The sequence below is a fragment of the Paeniglutamicibacter psychrophenolicus genome (assembly GCF_017876575.1).
In the GTDB taxonomy this organism is placed as follows: Bacteria; Actinomycetota; Actinomycetes; order Actinomycetales; family Micrococcaceae; genus Paeniglutamicibacter; species Paeniglutamicibacter psychrophenolicus.
In genome coordinates this window covers 3,474,254-3,496,967 of record NZ_JAGIOE010000001.1, presented here as the reverse complement: position 1 = coordinate 3,496,967, position 22,714 = coordinate 3,474,254, and the positions used below count along the sequence as shown (strand labels likewise).

20 protein-coding genes and 6 tRNA genes are annotated in these 22,714 nt (G+C 67.5%); 7 read left to right on the top strand and 19 right to left on the bottom strand.

The features are described 5' to 3' along the window. Positions 1-142 precede the first annotated feature (142 nt). From JOF46_RS15890 to msrB, 8 genes are all read right to left on the bottom strand, one after another. Positions 143-2,272 carry a 3-hydroxyacyl-CoA dehydrogenase NAD-binding domain-containing protein gene (locus tag JOF46_RS15890; protein WP_209908660.1) on the bottom strand — a complete coding sequence of 710 codons (2,130 nt, stop codon included), beginning with the start codon at positions 2,270-2,272 and terminating at the stop codon, positions 143-145. A gap of 2 nt (positions 2,273-2,274) precedes the next feature. Further along, on the bottom strand, positions 2,275-3,513 hold the full coding sequence (locus JOF46_RS15885; protein WP_209908657.1) for a thiolase family protein: 1,239 nt from the start codon (positions 3,511-3,513) through the stop codon (positions 2,275-2,277). Between the two features lie 148 nt (positions 3,514-3,661). Continuing rightward, positions 3,662-4,978, bottom strand: coding sequence for an HRDC domain-containing protein (locus JOF46_RS15880; RefSeq protein ID WP_209908655.1), 1,317 nt, complete (start codon positions 4,976-4,978; stop codon positions 3,662-3,664). 65 nt (positions 4,979-5,043) lie between these two features. Beyond that, on the bottom strand, positions 5,044-5,661 hold the full coding sequence (locus tag JOF46_RS15875) for a DUF3000 domain-containing protein (protein WP_342592475.1): 618 nt from the start codon (positions 5,659-5,661) through the stop codon (positions 5,044-5,046). A 96-nt stretch (positions 5,662-5,757) separates the two neighbouring features. Further along, entirely contained in the window at positions 5,758-6,813 is a 1,056-nt protein-coding gene (locus JOF46_RS15870) for a threonine aldolase family protein (protein WP_209908652.1), read from the bottom strand. 74 nt (positions 6,814-6,887) lie between these two features. Further along, the gene (locus JOF46_RS15865; RefSeq protein ID WP_209908649.1) at positions 6,888-7,616 is read right to left on the bottom strand and encodes an SDR family NAD(P)-dependent oxidoreductase; all 729 of its coding nucleotides are present in this window, start codon (positions 7,614-7,616) and stop codon (positions 6,888-6,890) included. A gap of 40 nt (positions 7,617-7,656) precedes the next feature. Next, positions 7,657-9,030 (bottom strand): DUF6421 family protein, encoded by a 1,374-nt coding sequence (locus tag JOF46_RS15860; protein ID WP_209908646.1) that lies wholly within the window; start codon positions 9,028-9,030, stop codon positions 7,657-7,659. 222 nt (positions 9,031-9,252) lie between these two features. Further along, the gene (gene msrB, locus JOF46_RS15855) at positions 9,253-9,684 is read right to left on the bottom strand and encodes a peptide-methionine (R)-S-oxide reductase MsrB (RefSeq protein ID WP_209911972.1); all 432 of its coding nucleotides are present in this window, start codon (positions 9,682-9,684) and stop codon (positions 9,253-9,255) included. A 133-nt stretch (positions 9,685-9,817) separates the two neighbouring features. Between msrB and JOF46_RS15850 the strand changes: the two genes are divergently transcribed. Beyond that, a complete protein-coding gene (locus JOF46_RS15850; protein WP_245348155.1) occupies positions 9,818-11,071 on the top strand; it encodes an alpha/beta hydrolase in 1,254 nt (417 codons plus the stop codon). Between the two features lie 20 nt (positions 11,072-11,091). Here the strand turns inward: JOF46_RS15850 and ybaK are convergent, their stop codons facing one another. From ybaK to JOF46_RS15835, 3 genes are all read right to left on the bottom strand, one after another. Next, positions 11,092-11,601 (bottom strand): Cys-tRNA(Pro) deacylase, encoded by a 510-nt coding sequence (gene ybaK, locus JOF46_RS15845; RefSeq protein ID WP_209908643.1) that lies wholly within the window; start codon positions 11,599-11,601, stop codon positions 11,092-11,094. Between the two features lie 77 nt (positions 11,602-11,678). Further along, positions 11,679-12,119 carry a SufE family protein gene (locus JOF46_RS15840; protein WP_209911969.1) on the bottom strand — a complete coding sequence of 147 codons (441 nt, stop codon included), beginning with the start codon at positions 12,117-12,119 and terminating at the stop codon, positions 11,679-11,681. Positions 12,120-12,132: 13 nt separating this feature from the next. Continuing rightward, positions 12,133-13,041: a sulfurtransferase gene (locus tag JOF46_RS15835; RefSeq protein WP_209908640.1), complete on the bottom strand. Its 909-nt coding sequence runs from the start codon at positions 13,039-13,041 to the stop codon at positions 12,133-12,135. A 257-nt stretch (positions 13,042-13,298) separates the two neighbouring features. Between JOF46_RS15835 and zapE the strand changes: the two genes are divergently transcribed. Next, positions 13,299-14,336 (top strand): cell division protein ZapE, encoded by a 1,038-nt coding sequence (gene zapE, locus JOF46_RS15830; protein WP_209908637.1) that lies wholly within the window; start codon positions 13,299-13,301, stop codon positions 14,334-14,336. A gap of 102 nt (positions 14,337-14,438) precedes the next feature. On the opposite strand, the gene JOF46_RS15825 is transcribed toward zapE, so the two are convergent. Continuing rightward, a complete protein-coding gene (locus tag JOF46_RS15825; RefSeq protein ID WP_209908634.1) occupies positions 14,439-15,635 on the bottom strand; it encodes a benzoate/H(+) symporter BenE family transporter in 1,197 nt (398 codons plus the stop codon). Between the two features lie 104 nt (positions 15,636-15,739). After that, positions 15,740-15,964 (bottom strand): antitoxin, encoded by a 225-nt coding sequence (locus JOF46_RS15820; RefSeq protein WP_209908631.1) that lies wholly within the window; start codon positions 15,962-15,964, stop codon positions 15,740-15,742. Between the two features lie 345 nt (positions 15,965-16,309). Here JOF46_RS15820 and JOF46_RS15815 point away from each other — a divergent pair, with 345 nt between their 5' ends. Then, positions 16,310-17,524, top strand: coding sequence for an IS1249 family transposase (locus JOF46_RS15815; protein WP_209911439.1), 1,215 nt, complete (start codon positions 16,310-16,312; stop codon positions 17,522-17,524). A 144-nt stretch (positions 17,525-17,668) separates the two neighbouring features. Here JOF46_RS15815 and JOF46_RS15810 read toward each other — a convergent pair. The 6 genes from JOF46_RS15810 to JOF46_RS15785 all read right to left on the bottom strand — a co-directional run bounded on the left by JOF46_RS15810 (position 17,669) and on the right by JOF46_RS15785 (position 18,416). After that, a tRNA-Gly gene (locus JOF46_RS15810) sits at positions 17,669-17,744 on the bottom strand. A 33-nt stretch (positions 17,745-17,777) separates the two neighbouring features. Continuing rightward, positions 17,778-17,849: transfer RNA gene (locus JOF46_RS15805), tRNA-Val, on the bottom strand. A 159-nt stretch (positions 17,850-18,008) separates the two neighbouring features. Continuing rightward, a tRNA-Gly gene (locus tag JOF46_RS15800) sits at positions 18,009-18,081 on the bottom strand. Between the two features lie 34 nt (positions 18,082-18,115). Further along, a tRNA-Val gene (locus JOF46_RS15795) sits at positions 18,116-18,187 on the bottom strand. A 24-nt stretch (positions 18,188-18,211) separates the two neighbouring features. Further along, positions 18,212-18,282: transfer RNA gene (locus JOF46_RS15790), tRNA-Cys, on the bottom strand. A gap of 61 nt (positions 18,283-18,343) precedes the next feature. Next, positions 18,344-18,416, bottom strand: a tRNA-Gly gene (locus JOF46_RS15785). 211 nt (positions 18,417-18,627) lie between these two features. Between JOF46_RS15785 and JOF46_RS15780 the strand changes: the two genes are divergently transcribed. From JOF46_RS15780 to JOF46_RS15765, 4 genes are all read left to right on the top strand, one after another. Next, positions 18,628-19,479 (top strand): cytochrome, encoded by an 852-nt coding sequence (locus JOF46_RS15780; protein WP_209908628.1) that lies wholly within the window; start codon positions 18,628-18,630, stop codon positions 19,477-19,479. Between the two features lie 118 nt (positions 19,480-19,597). Next, complete coding sequence (gene def, locus JOF46_RS15775) at positions 19,598-20,173, top strand: peptide deformylase (protein WP_209908625.1); 576 nt, start codon at positions 19,598-19,600, stop codon at positions 20,171-20,173. Then, positions 20,170-21,108: a methionyl-tRNA formyltransferase gene (gene fmt / locus JOF46_RS15770; RefSeq protein ID WP_209908623.1), complete on the top strand. Its 939-nt coding sequence runs from the start codon at positions 20,170-20,172 to the stop codon at positions 21,106-21,108. Before def ends, fmt begins: the two co-directional genes overlap by 4 nt. Further along, complete coding sequence (locus JOF46_RS15765; protein WP_209908620.1) at positions 21,105-22,658, top strand: RsmB/NOP family class I SAM-dependent RNA methyltransferase; 1,554 nt, start codon at positions 21,105-21,107, stop codon at positions 22,656-22,658. Before fmt ends, JOF46_RS15765 begins: the two co-directional genes overlap by 4 nt. Positions 22,659-22,714: the final 56 nt, after the last annotated feature.

Here is a 22,714-nt window from a genome sequence, read left to right as displayed (position 1 = left end):
AGTGTCGCGCACAATCGCGCCAAGGTCGATGGATGGGAGCCGGGATTATTTTTCGCCCGGACCTTCGGGAGACGGCGAAGGCGGGATGCCGGCCAAAACGCCGGCACCCCGCCTTCACCTGCCCCGCTGGGCGGGAACCTGCCTAGTGCTGGTGGAACTTCTTGCCGTTGACCCGCTCGGAGGCGCCGACCTGGTCAAGGTACGGGGTGATTCCGCCCAGGTGCATGGGCCAACCGGCACCCATGACCATGCACAAATCGATGTCCTCGGGACCAGCCACGACACCCTGGGCGAGCATCAATCCGATTTCCTGGGCCAGCGCGTCCTGGGTGCGCACCAGCAGTTCCCCGGAGGTGCTCGGGGTGTTCCCGAACTCCAACAGCCCCAGCGTGGAGGCCGGGATTTCCATCCCGCCGTCGCCGGTGGGGGCCCACAGGGACTTGATGCCGTTGGAGATGAGCACCTGCTGGTTGCCCGAGACGCGGAAGCGCTCGCCGAAGGCGGCATGCAGCGACTCGGAGACGTGGTGCGCCACCGGGATCCCGACCATGGCCAGCAGCGTGAACGGGCTCATGGGCAGGCCCATGGGGCGCAGCGCGCCGTCGGCCACCGAGGCCTCGGTGCCGTCGTCAAAGGCGTTGGCGATCTCGCCCATCAGGCGCAGCAGGATCCGGTTCACCACGAAGGCCGCCTCGTCCGCCACCAGCACGCTGGTCTTGCGCAGCGCCTTGCCCAGGGCGAAGGCCGTGGCCAAGGCGGTGTCGTTGGTCCACTCGGTCCGCGCGATCTCCAGCAGCGGCATCTGGGCGACCGGGTTGAAGAAGTGGAATCCGACCAGCCTTTCGGGATGCAACAGGTCCCTGCCCATCTCCGTCACCGACAGCGAGGAGGTGTTGGTGGCCAGGATGCACTCGGGGGACACCACGGCCTCGACCTCGGCAAAGACCTGCTTCTTCACGGCAAGTTCCTCGAAGACCGCCTCGATGACGAAATCGGCATCCGCGAAGGCCTGTTTGGACACCGAACCGGTGACCAGGGCCTTGGTGCGGTTTGCGGCGTCGGGGGAGATGCGGCCCTTGGCCAGCTGCTTGTCGACCTCGGAATGGATGTAGGCCAGGCCCTTCTCGACCCGGGCGGCGTCGATGTCGGTGATGACCACCGGCACCTTCAGGTTCCTGGCGAAGAGCAGCGCGAGCTGCCCGGCCATGAGCCCGGCCCCGACCACTCCGACCTTGGTGACGGGAAGGGCCAGCTTGCGATCCGGTGCCCCGGCGGGGCGCTTGGCGCGCTTCTGGGCCAGGTCCAGGAAGGCGTAGACGGTGTTGTGGAAGGCGTCGGTCTGCATCAGCCCGGTCAGCGCCGCGATTTCCAGGGCCGCGGATTCCTTCTGGGTGATCGAGGCGCCCGCCTCGAAGACCTCGATGGTCTTGGCCGGTGCCGGTGTGGCGTTGGAGGTCTTGGCCTCCACGAAGGCGCGGGCCTTGGCCGCGGCGGCCATCCAGCGCTTGGTGACCTCGTCGTTGCCGTTGGGTTCCACGGCGTTCGGGCGCGGGACCTCGGCGCCGCCAAGCACCCGTGCGGCCCAGAGCAGGGATTGCTCCAGGAAGTCGGCGGGTTCGAAGATGGCGTCGGCGATGCCCATCTTGTGGGCCGTGATGCCGTTGATCGAGCGGTTGTTGTTCAACGGGTTCTCGATCATCACCGTCATCGCGGCCTCGGGGCCGGTCAGCCGCGGGAGCCGGTACACCCCGCCCCAGCCCGGGATCAGGCCGATGAAGGCCTCGGGAAGCCCGATGCCGTTCGCCCCGGTGGAGACGGTGCGGTAGGAGCAGGCCAGGGCTATTTCCAGCCCGCCGCCCAGGGCGACGCCGTTGATGAACGCGAAGGTCGGCACGCCCAGGTCCGCCAGCAGGTCGTAGCAGGCATGGCCCAGGGTGGCCATGGCCGCCCCGTGTTCGAGGGAGGCGAGGTTCTTCACGCCGTTGAGGTCCGCTCCGGCGACCAGGAAGTACGGCTTGCCTGTCACGCCCAGTGCATCGATCTCCCCGGCGGCTGCACGTGCCCGCTGCTCGGTGAGCACGCCGTGCAGCTCGATCATGGAGTTGGGGCCCAGCGTGGTGGGCTTGGTGTGGTCGTACCCGTTGTCCAGGGTCAGCAGCGCGAGCTTCTTCCCGCCGGGCAGCGCCACGTCCTGCAGCAGTGCGTGGGTGGTCAGCTCGTCCGGGACCAGCGCGGCGAGTGAGGCGAAGTGTTCAATGGTGCTCTGGCTCATGGCTAGGCATCCTTTCCGAAGTCTGCGTGGTGCGGGTTTTCCCAGATGACGGTGCCGCCCATGCCCAGCCCGATGCACATGGTGGTCAGTCCGTAGCGGACCGTGGGGTCCTGCTCGAACTGGCGGGCCAGTTGGTTCATCAGCCGCACCCCGGAGGAGGCCAGCGGGTGGCCCACCGCGATGGCGCCGCCGTAGCGGTTCACCCGGGGGTCGGTGTCGTTGATCCCGTAGTGGTCGAGGAAGGAGAGCACCTGCACGGCGAAGGCCTCGTTGATCTCGAACAGGCCGATGTCCTCGATGCCCAGCCCGGCCTGGGCCAGGGCCTTTTCGGTGGCGGGGACCGGGCCGATGCCCATGACCGAGGGGTCGACCCCGGCGAAGGCGTAGGAGACCAGGCGCATCTTCACGCTTAGCCCCAGTTCCTCGGCGGCCTGCGCGCTGGCCAGCACCGCGGCGGTGGCCCCGTCGTTCAGGCCCGCGGCGTTGCCGGCGGTGACCCGGCCGTGGGCGCGGAAGGGGGTGCGCAACTCGGCCAGCGATTCAAGGGTGGTGCCCGGGCGCGGGGGTTCGTCGGTGGTGCGCAGCGTGAAGCCCTCGGACGGGCGGCGCGCGGCGACCGGGACCAAATCCGGCTGGATGTCCCCGGCCGCGTAGGCCGCCGCAAGCTTGGCCTGGGAGGCCACGGCGTAGGAGTCGGTGCGTTCCTTGGTGATGGCCGGGAACCTGTCGTGCAGGTTCTCGGCGGTGTTGCCCATGTTCAGGGCCGCCGGGTCCACCAGGCGTTCGGCGGCGAAGCGCGGGTTCGGGTCGGCCCCGGCGCCCATGGGGTGGTTGCCCATGTGCTCGACGCCGCCGGCGATGACCACGTCGTAGGCGCCGAAGGCGATGGAGCCGGCGGTGGTGGTCACCGCGGTCATGGCCCCGGCGCACATCCGGTCGATGGCGAAGCCCGGGACCGATTGCGGCAGGCCGGCCAGCAGTGCGGCGGTGCGCCCGATGGTCAGGCCCTGGTCGCCGGTCTGCGTGGTGGCGGCGATGGCCACCTCGTCGATGCGTTCGGGCGGCAGCGAGGGGTTGCGGCGCATCAGCTCGCGGATGCATTTGACCACGAGGTCGTCGGCGCGGGTGCCGTGGTATATGCCCTTCTCACCCGCCTTGCCGAAGGGGGTGCGGACGCCGTCGACGAAGACGACGTCGCGGACGTTGCGCGCCTGGCGCGTGTTCACTGGCTGGGGGCTCACCGGTACTCCTTGTGATCGGGATGTGGATGTGATCCACCCCATACGCTACTGGTGAGTAACTTAGAGTGCAAGCCGGACGCTCCCGGGCACGAAAAAGCCGGGCAGGTGATTCCCGGATATTCACGGAAAAAACCTGCCCGGCCAATCATCAGCGCTTGGCCAACTCGTCCGGGTCCAGCAGCGCCACGGTCAGCACCGGGCCCACCAGGTCGATCTGCCAGGCCCGGGCGCCCAGGGCCCGCAGGGCATCGGCCACGGTGTCCGGGTCGATCTGTGCCGGCGGGCTCCAGCACAACCGGCGCAGCGTGTCCGGGGTCAGCAGGTTCTCCGTGGGGATGTTCAGCGACTCGGCCGTGCGCGACACCCATGCGCGGGCGGTCTGCAGCCGGGCAGCGGCCACCGGATCCTTGTCGGCCCAGACCTTGGGCGGCGGCGGGGCGTTGTTGGGGACCTGGTTCGGCGGCAGCTCGGAGGTGGTGGAGGCGTCCTGCAGGGCGCGCAGCCACTTCGGGGCGTCCTTGGCAGCCGAACGGCCATGGAAGCCGGGGGTCTTCAGCAGCGCGGGGACACTCTTGGGCATGGCCTTGGCCGCGGCGACCAGTGCCGAGTCCGGGATCAGCCGGCCCGGTGCGGTGTCGCGGGTGCGGGCCAGGGACTCGCGCGTTTCCCACAGGGCCCGGACCGCGGCCAGGGTCCGGCGGTCGCGGATCTGGTGCAGGCCCGAGGTGCGGCGCCACGGGTCAACACGCGGCGGGGCCGGGGGCGCGGTGCGCACGGCCTCGAACTCCTGTTCCGCGAAATCGAGCTTGCCGTCGGCCTGAAGGATCTTGATCAGTTCGACGCGCAGCTCGTCGAGCACCTCGACGTCCAGCGCGGCGTAGCGCAGCCACGGCTCGGGCAGCGGGCGGGTGGACCAGTCGGCGGCCGAGTGTTCCTTGGCCAGGCGCAGCCCCAGCAGGGCTTCAACGGCGGGGCCCAGGCCCACGCGCGGCAGCCCGGCGATGCGGGCGGCCAGCTCGGTGTCGAAGAGGCGGGCCGGGTCCAGGCCCAGTTCGCGCAGGCACGGCAGGTCCTGGGAAGCGGCATGCAGGATCCAGGTCTCGTCCCCGATGGCTTCCTGGATCGGATCGAGGTTCTCGAAGGGAACCGGGTCGATGAGCCAGCTGCCCGATCCCTCGCGGCGCAGCTGGACCAGGAAGGCGCGCTGGCCGTAGCGGAAGCCCGAGGCCCGCTCGGCATCCACTGCCACCGGGCCGGTGCCCGCGGCGATGGCGCGCGCAGCGCGCGCCAGGCCCGGTGCGGTGGTGATGACCTCGGGAACCCCGTCGCGCGGCATGTCCAGCAGGACCGGTTCCCGTGGTTCGGGCTGCGGTGCTTCTTCGATTCCCTCGGGCTGCGGCGGAGCGGCTGGTGCGTCGGCTGCGGAGCCCGGGGCTGGTTTGGTGGCGTGGTGGGTACGGGTCATGATGTAACCGATTCTAGTACCGATTGCCCGGGACCCGGATTCCGGCCGGCCGGAAGGGCCCTGTTCTAGGAGAGCCGGCGGTGCGGCAGCGCGGTGACCCCGCTGGGCAGCGGCGGCAATCCGGCGAACGTGCAGACCATGTCGGCCCAGGCCTCCAGGTGGGTGGAGATGTCGTGGTCGCCGGGGGTCCAGGAGGCGCGCAGCTCGATGTCGATGGTCTCGGGCCGGTCCGCCAGGGTCCCGTAGCTCTCGGAGAGCACGCGGGTGGTGGTGCCCCCGGCCTGGCGGTAGTCGGCGCCGGATTCGTTCAGCGAGTCCAGCAACCAGGTCCAGGCCACGGAGCCGAGCATGGTGTCGTTGCCCATCTCCGATTCCATGCGGGCCCGGATGTAGGTCACGATGCGGAAGGTGCCGTCCCAGAGGGCGGAGCCCGCCGGGTCGTGCAGCAGCACGAAGCGCCCGGTGGCCAGTTCCTCGGCGTGCACCGGGGCGGCGGTTTCCGCCTTGGAGCGCGCCACCCGTTCGTGGACGTCCGCGGACAGCGCCAGGGCATAGGGCGCCAGGCGGGCCGGGGCCGGGATCTCCTGAAGGCGGATTTCGCGCCGGCAGCTGGCGCGGCGAACGGCTGCCAGGGCTTCGAGGAAGGCCGGCGGCACTGCTTGGACTGGTCCGTTTGATGTCACATGGCGAGTCTAAAGTGTGGCCGTGGCTTGGATGCTTGCGGCACGCCGGGGAGCGGGTGCCTGTTGCGCGCCCGCCCCGGCGGCCCGTGGAGGAACCTACCGCGCGGCAAGTTCCTCGATGAGTGCGGCCACGAAGGAATCCACGTCCGCCTCGGTGGTGTCAAAGGAGCACATCCAGCGCACCTGGCCCGCGGCGCGGTCCCAGTCGTAGAAGCGGAAGCGCTCGCGCAGCGCATCGGCCACCGCGTTGGGCAGCGAAGCGAACACGCCGTTGGATTCGGTGGGGTAGACCAATTCCACGCCGTCGGTCGCCTGGACCGCGGTCGAAAGCCTTGCCGCCATGGCGTTGGCGTGCGCGGCGGAGGTCAGCCACAGATCGGTTCCGTAGAGGGCCAGCAGCTGGGCGGAGATGAATCGCATCTTGGAGGCCAGCTGCATGTTCATCTTGCGCAGGTACTTCATCGAGTCGGCCGGGCCGTCGGTCAGGGTCACGATGCCCTCGCCGAACATGATGCCGTTCTTGGTGCCGCCCAGCGAGAGGATGTCGATCCCGGTGCCCGTGGTCATCTCGCCCAGGCCCACGCCGAGCGCGGCGGCGGCGTTCGAAAGCCGGGCCCCGTCCATGTGCACGCGCATGCCAAGCAAGTGGGAGTGCTCGGTGATGGCGCGCAGTTCCTCGAGCGTGTACAGGGTGCCGAGTTCGGTGGACTGGGTCAGCGACACGGCCAGCGGCTGGGCGCGGTGCTCGTCTCCCCAGCCCCAGGCCTCCAGGTCGATCAGCTCGGGGGTGAGCTTGCCGTCGGGGGTCGGCACCGAGAGCAGCTTCATGCCGCCCACGCGTTCCGGGGCGCCGTTCTCGTCCACGTTGATGTGGGCGCTGTTGGCGCAGATGACCGCGCCCCAGCGCGGCAGCAGCGACTGCAGGGCGGTGACGTTGGCGCCGGTGCCGTTGAACACCGGGAAGATCGTGGCGGTGTCGCCGAAGTGCGAGGCGATGACGCGTCCGAGTTCCGCGGTGTACTCGTCCTCGCCGTAGGAGACCTGGTGCCCTCCGTTGGCCGCGGCCAGGGCCGCAAGGACCTCGGGGTGGACGCCGGAGTAGTTGTCCGAGGCGAAGCCGCGTACCGAGGAATCATGGATCGAGGAAGTCACTGGAGAAAAGTCCTATCGAGGGGGATTGCGGGGGAAAATGCAGCGGGGCGCGGCGGCTGCCGCGCATCCGTTGTTCAGAGGCTTGGCAGGTGGATCCGCGCGCCGTTGATTACGGAGGCATCCGCAGTGAACAGGTCCACGGCGGCTTGGCCCAGGGCGGTGACGTCGGTGAAGCCGGCGGTGTTGCGCTCGGGGTGGGCCTCGCGGGTCTCTGCGTCGGTGAACGCCTTGATGACCCAGGTGAGGGCCGCGGCCCGCTGCGGGACGGGGTCGGCCTTGTTGCCGGACTGGGCGGTGCGCAGCTCCGCGGCCACCGAGCGCATCCAGGCCTCGGCCCCGGCCTTGGCGGTGGTGTAGTTGGCGTTGGAGCCGGTGGGGGAATCCACGGCGGTGGCCGAGACGATGGCGACGCGTCCGCAGCGCGAGGCCACCAGGTCGTCGCGGAACACCCGGGTGGTGTTGCGCAGCGTGGTGATGACCTGGGTGTGCAGGAACTCGGCGTCGTCGTCGGACTGCCCGGCCAGGCCCTTGCCGCCGCGCCAGCCGCCGACCAGGTGCAGCAGCCCGTCGATGGGCCCGCGCTCGGTGTCGATCAGCGCGTGCAGCTCGGTCACCGCAGCGTGGTTGGCCAAATCGACCTCGTAGCGCCCGTGCACGAAGGGCAGCCGCTGTTCCAGCCGCTGTGCACTGGACCCGGCGGCCAGCACCGTGGCACCTGCCCGGCACAGGGCGTGTGCCGCCGCGACGCCGGAGGCGGAGCTCGCCCCAGCAATCAGTATCGTCAGATCCGTGAGGTCAGCCATGGAAAAGATTCTAGCCTCCGTTGGGTGTGCGGTCGGTGCGTTAGATGTTCGAGGTGCCGGTGATGCCCACCGTCGATTCGATGACCGGGCGCAGTTTCTTGGCCAGGGCTTCGTAGAACATCGACAGCGGGAACTCGTCGTCCATGACCTGGTTGGTCATCTCGCGCAGCGGAGATGTCAGCGGCAGCGCGTCGGGGCCCTTGGCCCAGACCGAGGCCGGGTGCGGGGTCAGCGTGGCGGAGACCAGCTCGTAGGCCGCAAGCCAGTGGGCGATCTTCGGGCGGTCGATGGAGCGCCAGTAGAGCTCGTCGATGGCGTGGCCCAGGTTCGAGACGACCTCGGGGACCTGGTCCCAGTCGATGGTCAGCTTGGTGTCGGTCCAGTGCAGCACGTGGTGCTGGTGCATCCAGGCGAAGAGCAGTTGCCCGCCGAGCCCGTCGTAGTTGCGGGTGCGGGTCCCGGTGATGGCGAAGCGGAAGATCCGGTCGAAGATCACCGCGTACTGGACCAGCTTGGCATGGTGGCGGGTGGCCGTATCGGCGGTCGCGTCCTGGGCGATCTTGACGCATTCGCGGAAGGCCGTCAGGTCGCAGCGCAGCTCCTCCAGGGAGTAGAGGAAGAACGGCATGCGCTGCTTGATCATGAACGGGTCGAAGGGCAAGTCCCCGCGCATGTGGGTGCGGTCGTGGATCAGGTCCCACATCACGAAGGTTTCCTCGGTCAGGGCCTGGTCCCCGAGCATCTCCGCGGCGTCGGCGGGCAGTTCGAGGTTGGTGATCCGGGCGGCGGACTTCAGCACCCGGCGGAAGCGTGCCGCCTCGCGGTCCTGGAAGATCGCTCCCCAGGTGAAGGAAGGGGTTTCGCGGATGGCCACGGATTCGGGGAAGAGCACCGCGGAGTTGGTGTCGTAGCCCGGGGTGAAAGCCAGGAAGCGCAGCGGGACGAAGAGCTTGTTTGAGTAGTCCCCGGCCTCCAGCGCGGCAATGAACTCGGGCCAGATGACCTCCACCAGCACGGCCTCGAGCAGTCGGTTGGTGGAGCCGTTCTGCGTGTACATCGGGAAGAGCACCAGGTGGCGCAGCCCGTCCTCGCGGGCCAGCTGCGGCTGGAAGGCCAGCAGCGCGTCAAGGAAGTCGGGGATGCCGAACCCGGCCTGTTCCCAGGCGGCCAGATCGCGGTGAAGCGCCTGGAAGTAGTCGGCGTCGTGCGGGAACTGCGGGGCCAGCACTTCAAGGGATTCGGTGATGGTTCCCAGCAGCGCGGCGGCGCGGGGCTTGTCGGAGTCCTCGGGCACCGAGCCGTCCTGGACCTGGAGGCCCTGGAATTCGGTGGCTGCGGTCTTCAGTGCCAGCCATGCGGGCGAGGAGACGAGCTCGTGGTTGGACAGTGGCTTGGGAAGAGTTGCCTGTGACATTTTGGATACCCCTTTCGGTACGGCCGAACGTGCCGCGGATGCTGTTGTTGTTTCCTGCTTCCAGCGTACCGAGAGGTCGTCATCACTGATTGAAAATTGGCCTGAGCATAAGCAGTGCTGTTGCATGCGGCGGCACTGCGGGCACCAAGGCGTGCGTGCGGGGAATGCTCGGGTTCGATGCGGCCGGAATGCGGCCCGCACCAAGGTCCAAGCCCGCTGCTGCTAGGTGTTCTTCAGGCGCAGCGAGACCGAGTTCATGCAATAGCGCTGGTCGGTGGGGGTGTTGAAGCCCTCGCCCTCGAACACATGGCCCAAGTGCGAATCGCAGGCCGCGCAGCGCACCTCGACCCGGACCATGCCCAGGGTGGAATCACGGATGTAGCGGACGCGGTCCTCGGCCAGCGGCGCGAAGAACGAGGGCCAGCCGCAGCCGGCATCGAACTTGGCGTTGGAGGTAAAGAGTTCCTGGCCGCAGGCCCGGCATTCATAGACACCCTCGGTGGTGGTGTCCCAGTATTCGCCGGTGAAGGGACGCTCGGTGCCCGCCTTGCGCAGGACTTGGAACTCCTCCGGGGTCAATTCCGTGCGCCATTGCTCATCGGTCTTGGCGACGCGGGGCGAGACGGGGGTGTTGGATTCTTTGGGGCTCTGGATATCACTCACATCACGCACAACACCGGGGACGGCGCGCCCATTCCCGCACCGCCCCGGACCCGAAAGAAACCCGCCGAATTTCCATGGGCCCAAAACCACAAGGTGGCAGCCGTTGTTTGCGATGATGGTAGGCATGAAGGCAAATCTTTCCCCCAAGCCCCCTCACGCACCCTCGGCAGGCAAGGGCCTGAGCTGGGCTCTGCTGGGAGTGGGCGTCGGCGCCGCGGCAGGATCGATCTTTGCCGGCAGCGTCTCGGCACTGGCAGCCTATTTTGCCCGCCGCATCGTGACCCCCGATGCGGAGCCGGACCAGAGCCTGGAGATCCTTGCCCTGGTGCCCACCGCCGAGGGACAGGACGTGATCCTGTCGGCGGACAAGGAATCCACGGCACCGGGCCGCTACTCGCTGTTCTTCTCCGCCGACACCGGCCACGCGCGGCTGGGCGAACCCAAGGGATACCGGCTCGGGGACGGAACCGTGACCCGGGCCGTGGAAAAAATCTACTTCGGGGACCTCTCGGCCGCGGTGCGTGGACGGCTCTCCGGGATCGTCTACGACTCGCCCGCGGACCTCGGGGCCACCTACCAAGACGTCGAGATCCCGATCCTCGGCGGCATGGCCCCGGCCTGGTACGTCCCCGGGGACACCCAGGCGGACACCTGGGCCATCTGCGTCCATGGCCGCGGGGCCAACCGCAAGGAGGGTCTGCGCGCGCTGCCGGTGTTCGCGCGCCTGGGGATCAGCGCGCTGCTGGTCTCCTACCGCAACGACGGGGTGGCCCCCGCCGCAGTTGACGGACGCTACGGGCTCGGGGCCACGGAATGGCCCGACATCGAGGCGGCCATCGACCACGCCGTGGCCAACGGCGCCAAGGAGATCCTGCTCTTTGGCTGGTCCATGGGCGGGGCCATCGCCCTGCAGGTGGCCGACAAGTCCCGGCAGGCACGGAAGATCGGCGCCCTGGTGCTCGACGGGCCGGTGATCAACTGGATCGACGTGCTCTCGCACCAGGCCAAGCGCAACCGCATCCCCGAGGCCGTGGGCGACTTCGGCCAGTGGCTGCTGGGCAACAAGGCCGGCCGCTGGATGACGGGGCTGGCGGCCCCGCTGGATTTGAAGATCCTGAACTGGGTCGAGCGGCACGACCAGTTGCGGGTCCCCACCCTGATCCTGCACAGCGAGGACGACGACTTCGTGCCGATCGGGCCCTCCGAGCAACTCGCCGCCCTGAACCCGCAAATGGTGGGGCTACGGCGATTCAGCCGGGCCGGACACACCCGGGAATGGAACGTGGACCCGCAGCGCTGGGAAGCGGAGGTCACCGCCTTCGTCCAGGGCGTGCTGGAGGCCCCGCGCCCCGGGGACGGTGCCTCCGGATTGGCCTGAGGACCACCGGGGCATACCAACTAGTGCCCGGCGATGTGCGCGACCTCGGCCTCGGTTAAGCGCTGCAGGTCAGCCGGGGCCAGCTCCAGGTCCAGCCCGCGGTGCCCGCCTGAGACATAGACGGTTTCCAGCGCCATGGCACTGGTATCGATGATCGTGCGCGAGCGGTTGCGCTGCCCCAGCGGGGAGATGCCGCCCACCACGTACCCGGTGCGCCGCTCGGCCAGGGCCGGGTCGGCCATCTCCACCTTCTTTAGTCCCAGGGCCGTGGCCATGGCCTTGAGATCCAGCGAGCGGTTCACGGGAATGATACCCACCGCCAACGCCGCGGACCCCGGTTCCCCGGTGGACACCAACAGCGTCTTGAACACGCGGGCCGGGGGCACCCCGATCGCCTCGGCGGCCTCCATCCCGTAGTTGGCCGCGGCCGGATCATGGGTGTAGGAGTGCACGGTGTAGGGGACCGCCTCGCGGTCCAGCAGCGTGGTCGCGGGAGTGCCGGTGGAATGGGTGTTCTTCTTCTTGGACATGGGCTTTCGGGATCCTCCATTAACGGGGCATGGGCGCCGGCATGTGCCGGCGCCCAAGCATCGAAATTGCTTGCGGCTTAGGAGCCGGCAGCGGCAACCCGCTCGCTGACCTGTCGCTTGATACGGGCAAGCATGGCAGTCATGCCACGCAAACGCAATGGCGTCAGGGCCCTGGTCAAGCCCAGCAGGTTGGGCATGTCGTCGGGGACGGCCAGCACCGCCGCGGCGGGCAACCCGTCGAGTCCCTGGTGCAGTACCGAGGCGAACCCGCGGGTGGTGGGCGCCTCCGGGGGAGCGGAGAAGAACAACGACACCTTGTGCTCCCCGGCCGGCTCGACCTCGATGTTCAGGAACAACGGGGTCTGGCACTCCACGACCCGCTCCAGCAGGTCCGGGTGCTCGGCCAGGCGCGCCGGAAGCTCGGGCAGTTCCTCGGAAAAGTCCAGCAGCATCTCCAGACGTTCCGGCTCGGTGACCGACTGGAAGTCCTCGACGATCTCGGCCAGGGCCTGGGGCATCTCACCCATGCGGCTAGGCCCCGAATCCTGCGGGAACTGCACCGGGCTCAGAGCCCTTCACGATGGGAACGCGCACGGCGTTGCCCCACTCGGTCCAGGAACCGTCGTAGTTGCGCACGTTCTCGAAGCCGAGCAGGAACTGCAACGCAAACCAGGTGTGGCTCGAGCGCTCGCCGATGCGGCAGTAGGTGATGATGTCATCGCCGGCGGCCAGCCCCGCCTCGCCCAGGTAGATTGCCTCGAGCTCCTTGCGGGACTTGAACGTCCCGTCCTCGGCGGCCGCCTTGGCCCACGGGACGGAGGCCGCCGAGGGGATGTGCCCGCCGCGCAGCGTGCCCTCCTCCGGGTAGGCCGGCATGTGGGTGCGCTCGCCGCTGTATTCCTCAGGGGAGCGCACATCGATCATCGGCTTGCCGAAGTGGCCCAGCACCTCGGGCATGAAGGCACGGATGACCGAATCGTCGCGTTCGATGACCGGGTAGCTGGTCGTGGCAACAACCGGCTTCTCGCGGGTCAGTTCACGGCCCTCGGCGATCCACTTGTCTCGGCCGCCATCGAGCAGGCGGACGTCCTCGTGGCCGAACAGGGTGAAGACCCACAGGGCGTAGGAGGCCCACCAGTTGGACTTGTCGCCGTAGATGACCACGGTGGAATCGCGGCTGATGCCCTTGGCCGCCATCAGCGCGGCGAAGCCTGCACCGTCGACGTAATCACGGGTGTCTTCGTCGTTCAGCTCGGTGTGCCAGTCGACCTTGACCGCTCCGGGAATATGGCCCGTGTTGTACAGCAGGATGTCCTCGTTGGATTCGAGGACCACCAGGCCCGCGGTGGACAGGTTGGCCGCCAGCCAATCGGTGGATACCAGCCGTTCCGGGTGGGCATAGTCGGCAAATGAAGGATTGGAGTCGATGGGCAGGCTCATTGTTATAGACCTCGCAACAAGAAAAATGGGGGGATGGTGCTGCATCCAGCCTAGCCACCGTGCGCGCCCCGGGCAGCGCCGAGGAGTCATCCAACGCCATATTTCGCTTCAAGCGTCCGCAACTGCGCTATAAGCGACCCGCGCCACGGCGTCCATTTAGGGGATGCCCGAGGTCTGGGCATAAAATGGCTGGGGCGTGTCTATACGCCAAAAACGCCCGTCACAGCCTTCCGAAGACTTAAGGACCGTCCAGCCGTATGGCCACGATTACGAATCTTTCCCAGCGGACCCCCACGGTCTCCATTGACGATCTTCTCGCCGGCTTCCACCCGTCGTACCGCTTCGGCGAGGTTTCCTTTGAGACCTACCGCCCTGACCCGGCCTGGCCCACCCAGGCCGAGGCGGTCACCAAGCTCAGGGGCTTCGCCTCGACCATCGGCAAGTCCAAGGGTGGCTTCCTCTCCAACCTCTTCGGCAAGAAGAAGGTCGAGAAGTCGGGCATGTACCTGGACGGCGGGTTCGGCGTGGGCAAGACCCACCTGCTGGCCTCGCTGTGGCACCTGGCCCCGGGCCGCAAGGCCTTCGGGACCTTCGTCGAATACACCAACCTCGTCGGTGCACTCTCCTTCCGCCAGGCGGTCGACGTGCTGAGCACCTACTCGTTGGTGTGCATCGACGAATTCGAACTCGATGACCCGGGGGACACCGTGTTGATGTCCCGCCTGATGCGCGAGCTCTCGGATGCCGGCGTGAAACTGGCGGCGACCTCCAACACCCTCCCCGGTGCGCTGGGTGAGGGACGCTTTGCCGCCGTGGACTTCCAGCGCGAAATCAAGGTGCTCGCCGAGCAGTTTGACGTGCACCGCGTGGACGGGGTGGACTTCCGCCACCGCGGCCTGCCCGACGCGCCGACGCCGCTGGACGATTCCGCCATCGAGGAGTTCGCCACCGAACGCTACGGCGACAAGACCTACGCCATCGACGAGTTCTCCGACCTGGTCGCGCACATGTCCAAGGTCCACCCCAGCCGCTACCGTGCATTGATCGGCGACACCGACGTGCTGGTGCTGCACAACGTGGAGACCATCACCGAGCAGTCGGTTGCCCTGCGCTTCGTGGTGATGGCCGACCGGCTCTATGACAAGGACGTGCCGATCGTTGCCTCCGGCAAGCCTTTCTCCGAGCTGTTCACCCCGGAAATGATGGCCGGCGGCTACCAGAAGAAGTACTTCCGCGCGGTATCCCGCCTCACCGCCCTGGCCCGCGAGGGCCAGACCGGGGATCCGGTGCTGTAACCACCGCAAAAGGCCGTGACCATCCCGACGCCCGCAAACCTTTTGGTTTGGCGGGGGAAGTGGAGCAGGTCACGGCCTTTTTCATGCCCGGGCACCGGGGGATCAGTGGCGTTTGCGCTCGATCAGCAGGCGCAAGGCCAGCCCGGCGAGCAGTGCCCAGAAGGCCCCGCCGATCCCGGCAAAGCTCAGGCCAGAACCGGCAATCAGGAATGCCACTAATGAACTCATCCGGCTCGTGGGATCCGACAGTGCCGAGGATGCGGAGGCGCCCAGGGTTCCCAGCAGCGCCAGGCCTGCCGCGGCTTCCAGCAGCCCCTCGGGGCTCGCGGTGGCCAGGGCGGTGATCGCGGCGGAGGCCAGGCCCAGGACGATGTAGAAGCCGCCGGAGGACACCGCGGCGATCCAACGCCTGGAGCGGTCCTCGCCGGCCTCGTCCCCGGCGGCCAGGGCCGCGGAGATCGCGGCGAGGTTGATGGCATGTCCGCCGAAGACTGCAGCGGCGGCGCTTCCGATGCCGGTGGAAAGCATCGAAGCCCGCCACGGCGTCTGGTAGTTGAAGCTGGCGAGCACCGCCACGCCCGGGACGTTCTGCGAGGCCATCGTGACCACGAAGAGCGGCAGGGTGATGGCCATGAAGGCCTCGAGGCTGAATGCCGGTGCGGTGAACTGGAGGGTGGGCAGCAATTCGCCCATGACAGCGGTGCCACCGGCCTGGCCCATCGAGAACCCGGCAATGCCCAGCGCCGCCGCCATGGCCGCGGGAACTGCCCAGCGGGGGCTCAGCCGCAGGAACACGAGCCAGACCACGATGACCGGGGCGACATAAAGCGGGATGGTGGACAGCGCCACGAAGGGAGCCAGACAGAGCTTCAGCAACACACCGGCAAGCATGGCCTGGGCCAGGGACACGGGGATCGCTGCCAACAGCCGGCCCAGCCAGGGGATGGCGCCGGTGGCGGCAATCAGCACACCGGTCATGAGGAAGGCCCCGACGGCTTGGTCCCACCCGAAGTTCACGGCTGCGGCCCCGGCGAGCAACGCTGCTCCGGGGGTTGACCAGGCGGTGGTGATGGGCCGCTTGGTGAACCAGGCCAACCCCACGGCACAGATGGCCAGGGCGATGGTCAGGGCGAAGAGCCCCGACGCCGCTTGGGCATCGGTGGCGCCGACGGCCTTAAGTCCCGTGAGCACAACGGCGAAGGAGGAGGTGTAGCCGACCAGCGCGGTGACCAAGCCGGCCATGATCGGTTGAGCGGGTGAGGCCTTTGTCGAACGACCGGGTGTTGCTGTGAGTCTCAATGCGTATCTTTCCTTGCAAACGACAGGTGCCGGTCCCGCCTCACGGCGGTACCGGCACCCGTTTGTCGTGCCTAGGGCAAATGTCCTAGTGAACCAGACGTGGTCTAGACGGTAGGCGTATCGTCGCCGTCGGCCTTGTCGAGGAGGCCCTTTGCGCCGTCCTGAACCTTGTCGACGTGCTCGGCGAACTTGCCGCCGGTCTTTTCGTCGATGAAGTCGCCGGCGTTATCGATGGCCTCACCGATCTTGCCCGAGTTTTCTTGAATCAACTCGGCCGCCTTGTCCTTCAGTCCTTCGGCCTTGCCCTTCAGCTCGTCAAAAATAGACAAAAGGCACCTCCTCTCAATCGTGGGGGCCCGGAAAGCCCCCGTCTGTGAATTATCTTATGCCGAGTCGATGGCGTTTCAAGGGCATTTGCGCGATTTTTTACAGATATTCACGCTGACCACGTCCTATTGGGTCAAAAATTGCGTGTGGGGGCGGATGCACGGGCCGAGTAACTTCTGCTGGGCAGCCGGCGACGGGCATTTCGGGAAGTTGTCCTACAGCCGGACGGACTTCGGCGAGGACACCAAGCCGGCCTGCGCCACCCTCGAGTTGCAGATGTCGCGGGAGTGAAACAAGACACGGCATGCCGGCTTACAGGTCAGAAAGTGTGTCCGTGAGGGGCCTGCATCCCAACGACGGCGCGGCAGAACGGGGTTTCTTATAGTCTTGGGCCATTAAACGTGAATGGTTCTGGAAATTCGAGGCACTGTGAAGTATGTGGATCTCGTCTGAAACGCAATGGAAAGACAACGGCAGGGACCCAGCGCTGGAGGTGCATTGACTGCGGGGCCAGCAGCGTGCGCAGACGGGCGGACCTGGCCCGCAGGGCCGAGCTGGACCGGTTCGTGGCCTGGCTGATGGGCAAGGATTCCCAGGCCGAGATCGGGCCCGGCAGCGGGCGGACCTTCCGCCGCTCCACCCGGTGGTGCTGGAACATCGAACCCGCCCCGGCGGTGACCGGCGAGATCCACGGGCAGGTCCAGATGGACGGCATCTACCTGGGCCGGGGGTGGTGCTGCCTGATCGCGATCGCCGACGGGCACGTCATCGGCTGGCAGTGGTGCGACACGGAAAAGTCGGCCGCCTGGCTGGCCCTGATGGAAGCGATCCCGGCCCCGCGGGCGGTGGTCATCGACGGCGGCTCGGGGCTGGCCTCGGCCCTGTCGCGGGCCTGGCCCGAGACCCGGATCCAGCGCTGCCTGGTCCATGTCCAGCGCAACGTGCGCACCTACCTGACGCTGCGGCCGCGCACCGACGCCGGGCGGGCGTTGCGCCGTATTTCCCTGGCCCTGACGCGGCTGAAGACCACGCAGGAGGCCGCCGCCTGGGTGCTGGTGCTGAACCAGTGGTACACCGAGCACGGCGAGCTGATCAAGGCGCGCACCTACCAGCAGGGTCCCGCGGGTTTCCGCCCCGCCGGCGTCCGGGCGGGCCAGGCCTGGTGGTACACCCACGACCGGCTGCGCAAGGCCTACCGGCTCATGGAGCGCCTGGCCAGGAACGGGCACCTGTTCACCTACCTGCACCCGGAGCTGGCCGATATCGGCGTCGACTCGACGACCAACCGGATCGAGGGCGGGGTCAACACGCACCTGCGCGCCCTGCTGCGCACCCACCGGGGCATGCCCCCGGCCCACGCCAAGCGCGCCGTCGAATGGTGGCTCTACACCCACACCGAAAACCCGGCCGCGCCCCACACCCTCATCCGTCCCGAGCACCTCAAGCCATTGCCGAGGCAAGCACCCCGTGAGGAACCGGTTGGGCCGGAGTTGCTCGGCACCGCACTGAGCGAGTCCGAGGGGCTGTGGGCCCGGAAGGGATGGGCCGGCAGGCCCTGCTGAAACACGGTCCGACATGGCAATGCCCCGGGTGACACACCCGGGGCAGACACACATTTTGTCCTATAGGCCGGCATGCCCGGCCGGCGGGGGAGACGTTAAACGCGTAGGCCGCCTGGTTCGTGAGAATCCAGACGGCCTACATATTGGAGTGGACAACGAGGTTCGAACTCGCGACCTCAACCTTGGCAAGGTTGCGCTCTACCAGCTGAGCTATGTCCACATGAGCAATCAATACTAACAGTATAGATCGTCGTGGGCGATACTGGGATCGAACCAGTGACCTCTTCCGTGTCAGGGAAGCGCGCTACCGCTGCGCCAATCGCCCATAAGGGGTGCTGCACCTGAACTATAGCGTGGATTCGCGTTCTGAAGAACAAGTGCAAGATCCGCCCGCATTTTCATTCGGGTACTGCGGTTTCTTCCTTTCGGAAGACTCAAAGAAATAAGGACCCCTCTTCCATGGAATTGAGGTCCATTTCTTCAGAGTGGACAACGAGGTTCGAACTCGCGACCTCGACCTTGGCAAGGTCGCGCTCTACCAGCTGAGCTATGTCCACGTGAAAAACCAGCGCACCAGGTGCGGGTTCTTCGTGGGCGATACTGGGATCGAACCAGTGACCTCTTCCGTGTCAGGGAAGCGCGCTACCGCTGCGCCAATCGCCCATACTGCTGCATTATCGTACTACGAGGTGGGGACGGGATTCGAACCCGCGTAAACGGCTTTGCAGGCCGGTGCCTCGCCTCTCGGCCACCCCACCATAACCAATCGGAATAAACCGCTCGGTTTGATCGGCAAGCCGATCCGGTGAATCAAATGCGAGTGGACAACGAGGTTCGAACTCGCGACCTCGACCTTGGCAAGGTCGCGCTCTACCAGCTGAGCTATGTCCACATGAAAGAAGCGCAATCCGCCTGGAAAGTTTCCGTTCCGTTTGGCTGCGTTCCAACGAGTAAAAACTCTATACGACGTTTCCCCAAAGTTCCAAATCGGCGCATTCCAGGCCCGACTTTCAGCGAAGATCCTTGTGATCCCGGGGTTTCGAACTGGCCCGGAAAAGCCGGCAACCGACAAAACGTCGCCGGAACGTGGAAAAATCTTCCTTATGACTTCCCCAACGCTGGCCCAGCAAACGGATTTTGGGCGCATGTATGCCAGAAAAATCGGCGACCTTCCGGAGGTTCCCTCCATCACGACCGTCATTGGACAAGAGAAAATGAGCCTGGATGGTTGGATAGGTCACATGGCTGCCACGGCCGTGGTGCAGGACCCCCGACTGGGGGAAGCCGTCGGGAATCCGGCCAAGCTCAAGGCCCTGGCACGCCAGGCCTCCAATGCCGCCGCCGACTACCGGGACGGTGCAGCGGCCCGCGGCGACCGCGTGCACCAGTACTGCGAACAAATCGCCCTGCGGGCCATGGGCAAGCCGCACCAGGCAGCCGAGGCCCGCGAGGCGCTGGCCGCGAACAACGAGGAGCCCTTCGCCGGCCGCTTCGACGAATGGTGGGACACCTACCAGGTGCAGCCACTGGCCGCGGAGGTCACCGTGTGGAACTCCAGCGTCGGGTACGCCGGCACCCTGGACCTGGTCGCCACCATCGGCGGGCGGCTGTGCCTGATCGACTACAAGACCCGAGGCACCGGCCGGGACGGGCGGGTCAAGCCGCTGGATCCGAAGGTCATCATGCAGCTGGCGGCCGGCGCCAAGGCCGAGGAAATGGTCGTTGATCCCGCCGCCGGCACCTGGGAACCGTGGAAATACTCACAAGACCCGATGCTCCTGGGAGTGGCCATTGGCCAGACCGAGGTGCAGACGGTGATGGCCAATCCGGAGGTCCTGCCCGCGTATTGGTCGAAGTTCTGGTCCTTGAGACAGGTCTGGGGAGCCACCCAAAAAGTCACTGATGCCGGGATCGCCTTGCGCGAAGTGGGCCCGCCTCCGCCGCTTGCCCCGTAGCCCTGTCGGTAGACTGTTCAGCGGGGGACCGCCGCGCACCTTTTGGATTCGTCGCGCCCGCCCCAACCATCCACAGCACATTGCCGGAACCCCGCCGGCCGAAGGGAGATGCGACCGCATGGCCGTCTTAGGCATTCGAATTGTTGGCGACCCGATCCTCAGGACCCGCGCAGACGAGGTCACCGAATTCGGGCCGGAGCTGCGCAAGCTCGTCGCGGACATGGACGAAACCATGGAAAACGTCGAAGGTGCCGGCCTCGCCGCACCCCAGGTCGGCGTCTCGCTGCGGGTCTTCACCTACCAAATTGCCGGAGAACGCGGGCACCTGATCAACCCAGTGCTCGAGCTCGGCGAGGACTACCAGGACGACGTGACCGAGGGCTGCCTGTCCATCCCGGGCCTGGGCTACCCGGTGCGCCGCCGTCTATGGACCCGGGCCACCGGCGTCGACGTTGACGGAAACCCCGTGGTCGTGGAGGGCGAGGGATTCCTGGCCCGCTGCCTGCAGCACGAGACCGACCACCTGGACGGAATCCTGTACATCGACCGGCTCGAGGGCGAGCTGAAAAAGGACGCCTTCCGCAAGCTCCGAGATTCCAGCTACAACCAGGTCGCGGCAAGCACCGTGACCAAGCGCAGCACTGCCCTGGGCTCCAGCTTCGGCGCCGGTGCAAGCTTCGGGAACCAGTCATGAGGGTCCTGTTCGCCGGGACCCCGCAGGTGGCCGTGGCCTCCCTTGACCAGCTGGTGAACGACGGCTTCGACGTCGTGGCCGTGCTCACCCGCGAGGACGCCCCCGTGGGGCGCAAGCGCGTGCTGACCCCGTCCCCGGTCGCCGCCCGCGCCGCCGAACTGGGCATCGAGATCATCCACGCCAACCGCATTGACGAGACAACCCAGCAGCGTATCGCCGCACTGGAGACCGACATCGCCGCGATCGTGGCCTATGGCGGGCTGGTTCCCGAAAAGGCGCTGGGCATTCCCCGCCTGGGCTGGGTCAACCTGCACTTCTCGCTGCTCCCGGCCTGGCGCGGAGCCGCCCCGGTGCAGCACTCGATCATGGCCGGGGACGACATCACCGGCGCTGTGACCTTCCAGCTGGAAAAGGGCCTGGACACCGGACCGGTCTTCGGCACGTTGACCGAGGCCATCGACCCTGCCGACACCGCCGGCGACCTGCTGGGCAGCCTCGCGGTCTCCGGATCGGTGCTGCTGTCCCAGACGCTCTCGGGCCTGGACGCCGGAGCCGTGGTGGGCGTGCCGCAGCAGGGCGAATCCAGCTACGCGCACAAGCTCACCCTGGTTGACGGCAAGATCGACTGGAACGCCCCGGCGCTGGCGATCCGCCGGCGGATCAACGGCACCACCCCCGATCCCGGCGCCTGGACGGAACTGGACGGGCAACGGTTCAAGATCGGCCCGGTATCCCCGGCCACCGACATTGACTACCTGCCACCGGGCCAGGTGCAGATCACCGCAGGCAAGCAGCCGCGCGTCGTGGTGGGCACCGGCTCGCACGGCGTGGAACTGGCCCTGGTGCAACCACCGGGCAAGAAAATGATGAATGCAGCAGATTGGGCGCGAGGGATTCTCGCGTCCGGAACCGTGGATGAGGTGAAATTCGCATGAGCGAATTCGGGCAGGGACGTTCCGACCGTCCGCGACGCAATGAAGCCAACCGCGGCGGTGGCCAGGAACGTCGCGACGACTCCGGCCGCACCCGCAACCGCGGGGGGACCGGGCCGCGCAAGTTCAGCGCCTCCGCGCCCTCGGCCCGCAACCGCCGCGCCGACCAGGCCCGGCTGACCGCCTTCGAGGTGCTGCGCGCCGTGGCGGAAAACGACGCCTACGCAAACCTGGTGCTCCCGGCCCGGATCCGCGAGCACCACCTGGACCGCCGCGACGCCGGATTCGCCACCGAACTGACCTACGGCGCGCTGCGCGGGCAGGGCCTGTACGACGCGATCCTGGCCCGCTGCGTCGACCGCCCGCTGGATGAGCTGGACCCCGCCGTGCTTGACGCGCTGCGCCTGGGAGCCCACCAGCTGCTGGCCATGCGGGTTCCCAACCACGCAGCCCTGGACGAGACGGTGTCGCTGGCCCGCATGGTCATCGGCGCCGGCGCCTCGGGCCTGATCAACGCGGTGCTGCGCAAGGTTTCGCTCAAGGACCTGGAAACCTGGAGCGAGGAGCTGGTCGCCGGGATCGCGGACGAAAACGCGGCCGCCGCGCTGGTCCACTCGCACCCCGAATGGATCGTTCGGGCGCTGCGCCAGGCGCTGGTCGCCCATGGCCGCGACGCCTCCGAGATCACCGAGCTGCTTATAGCCGACAACCTGGCGCCCGTGGTGAACCTGGTGGCCCTGCCCGGCATCGGCTCGCTGGACGAGGCACTGGACGCCGGCGCGGAACCCGGAACCCTGGTGGCCGATTCGGCCTACTACCAGGGCGGGGACATTGCCCGTCTGGGCTCCGTGCGCGAAGGAAGCACCCGCGTGCAGGACGCAGGCTCCCAGTTGGTGGCCCGCGCCTTGGCCCAGGTTCCGCTGCCCGAGGGCGGGGAAGACACCTACTGGCTGGACTTGTGCGCCGGCCCCGGCGGCAAGGCCGCCCTGCTGGCAGCATTGGCCGCCGGGCACGGAGCGAAGCTCACCGCCAACGAACCGGCCCAGCACCGTGCCGAACTGGTCTCCAAGGCCCTGGTGGCCATCGACCCCGACACCTGGATGATCTCGGTCCGTGACGGACGGGAATACGGCGAAGCCGAGTACTCCGGCGGATACGACAGGGTCATGGTCGATGCACCGTGCTCGGGCCTGGGCGCGCTGCGCCGGCGCCCCGAATCCCGTTGGCGCAAGACCCCGAAGGACGTTGCCGAACTCACCGTCCTGCAGGGTGAGCTGCTCGACGCGGCACTGTCCGCCGTGCGCGTGGGCGGGGTGGTCGCCTACGTGACCTGCTCGCCGCACCCGGCCGAGACCGTGGCCGTTGTCGATGACCTGCTGTCCCGGAACAAGAACGCGAAGCTGCTGGACACCGGGGCCGCGCTGGAATCCGCCGCGTTGCCGGGATTGGCCTCCGCGGCCCGTCCCGTGGGCGAGGGCAGCACCATCCAGCTGTGGCCGCACATCCACCGCACCGATGCCATGTTCATGGCGCTGTTCACCCGCACCGCCTAGATACCCGGCGCACACCCGTGCGGCGCACCGCCGCATCCCCGACAGGAGCCAGAAAA

Coding starts and splice junctions, on each gene's coding strand:
- JOF46_RS15890 (WP_209908660.1), bottom strand. CDS start 2,272: ATGAGCCAGAGCACCATTGAACACTTCGCCTCACTCGCCGCGCTGGTC.
- JOF46_RS15880 (WP_209908655.1), bottom strand. CDS start 4,978: ATGACCCGTACCCACCACGCCACCAAACCAGCCCCGGGCTCCGCAGCC.
- JOF46_RS15865 (WP_209908649.1), bottom strand. CDS start 7,616: ATGGCTGACCTCACGGATCTGACGATACTGATTGCTGGGGCGAGCTCC.
- JOF46_RS15860 (WP_209908646.1), bottom strand. CDS start 9,030: ATGTCACAGGCAACTCTTCCCAAGCCACTGTCCAACCACGAGCTCGTC.
- JOF46_RS15850 (WP_245348155.1), top strand. CDS start 9,818: ATGAAGGCAAATCTTTCCCCCAAGCCCCCTCACGCACCCTCGGCAGGC.
- ybaK (WP_209908643.1), bottom strand. CDS start 11,601: ATGTCCAAGAAGAAGAACACCCATTCCACCGGCACTCCCGCGACCACG.
- JOF46_RS15840 (WP_209911969.1), bottom strand. CDS start 12,119: ATGCCCCAGGCCCTGGCCGAGATCGTCGAGGACTTCCAGTCGGTCACC.
- JOF46_RS15835 (WP_209908640.1), bottom strand. CDS start 13,041: ATGAGCCTGCCCATCGACTCCAATCCTTCATTTGCCGACTATGCCCAC.
- zapE (WP_209908637.1), top strand. CDS start 13,299: ATGGCCACGATTACGAATCTTTCCCAGCGGACCCCCACGGTCTCCATT.
- JOF46_RS15780 (WP_209908628.1), top strand. CDS start 18,628: ATGACTTCCCCAACGCTGGCCCAGCAAACGGATTTTGGGCGCATGTAT.
- def (WP_209908625.1), top strand. CDS start 19,598: ATGGCCGTCTTAGGCATTCGAATTGTTGGCGACCCGATCCTCAGGACC.
- fmt (WP_209908623.1), top strand. CDS start 20,170: ATGAGGGTCCTGTTCGCCGGGACCCCGCAGGTGGCCGTGGCCTCCCTT.
- JOF46_RS15765 (WP_209908620.1), top strand. CDS start 21,105: ATGAGCGAATTCGGGCAGGGACGTTCCGACCGTCCGCGACGCAATGAA.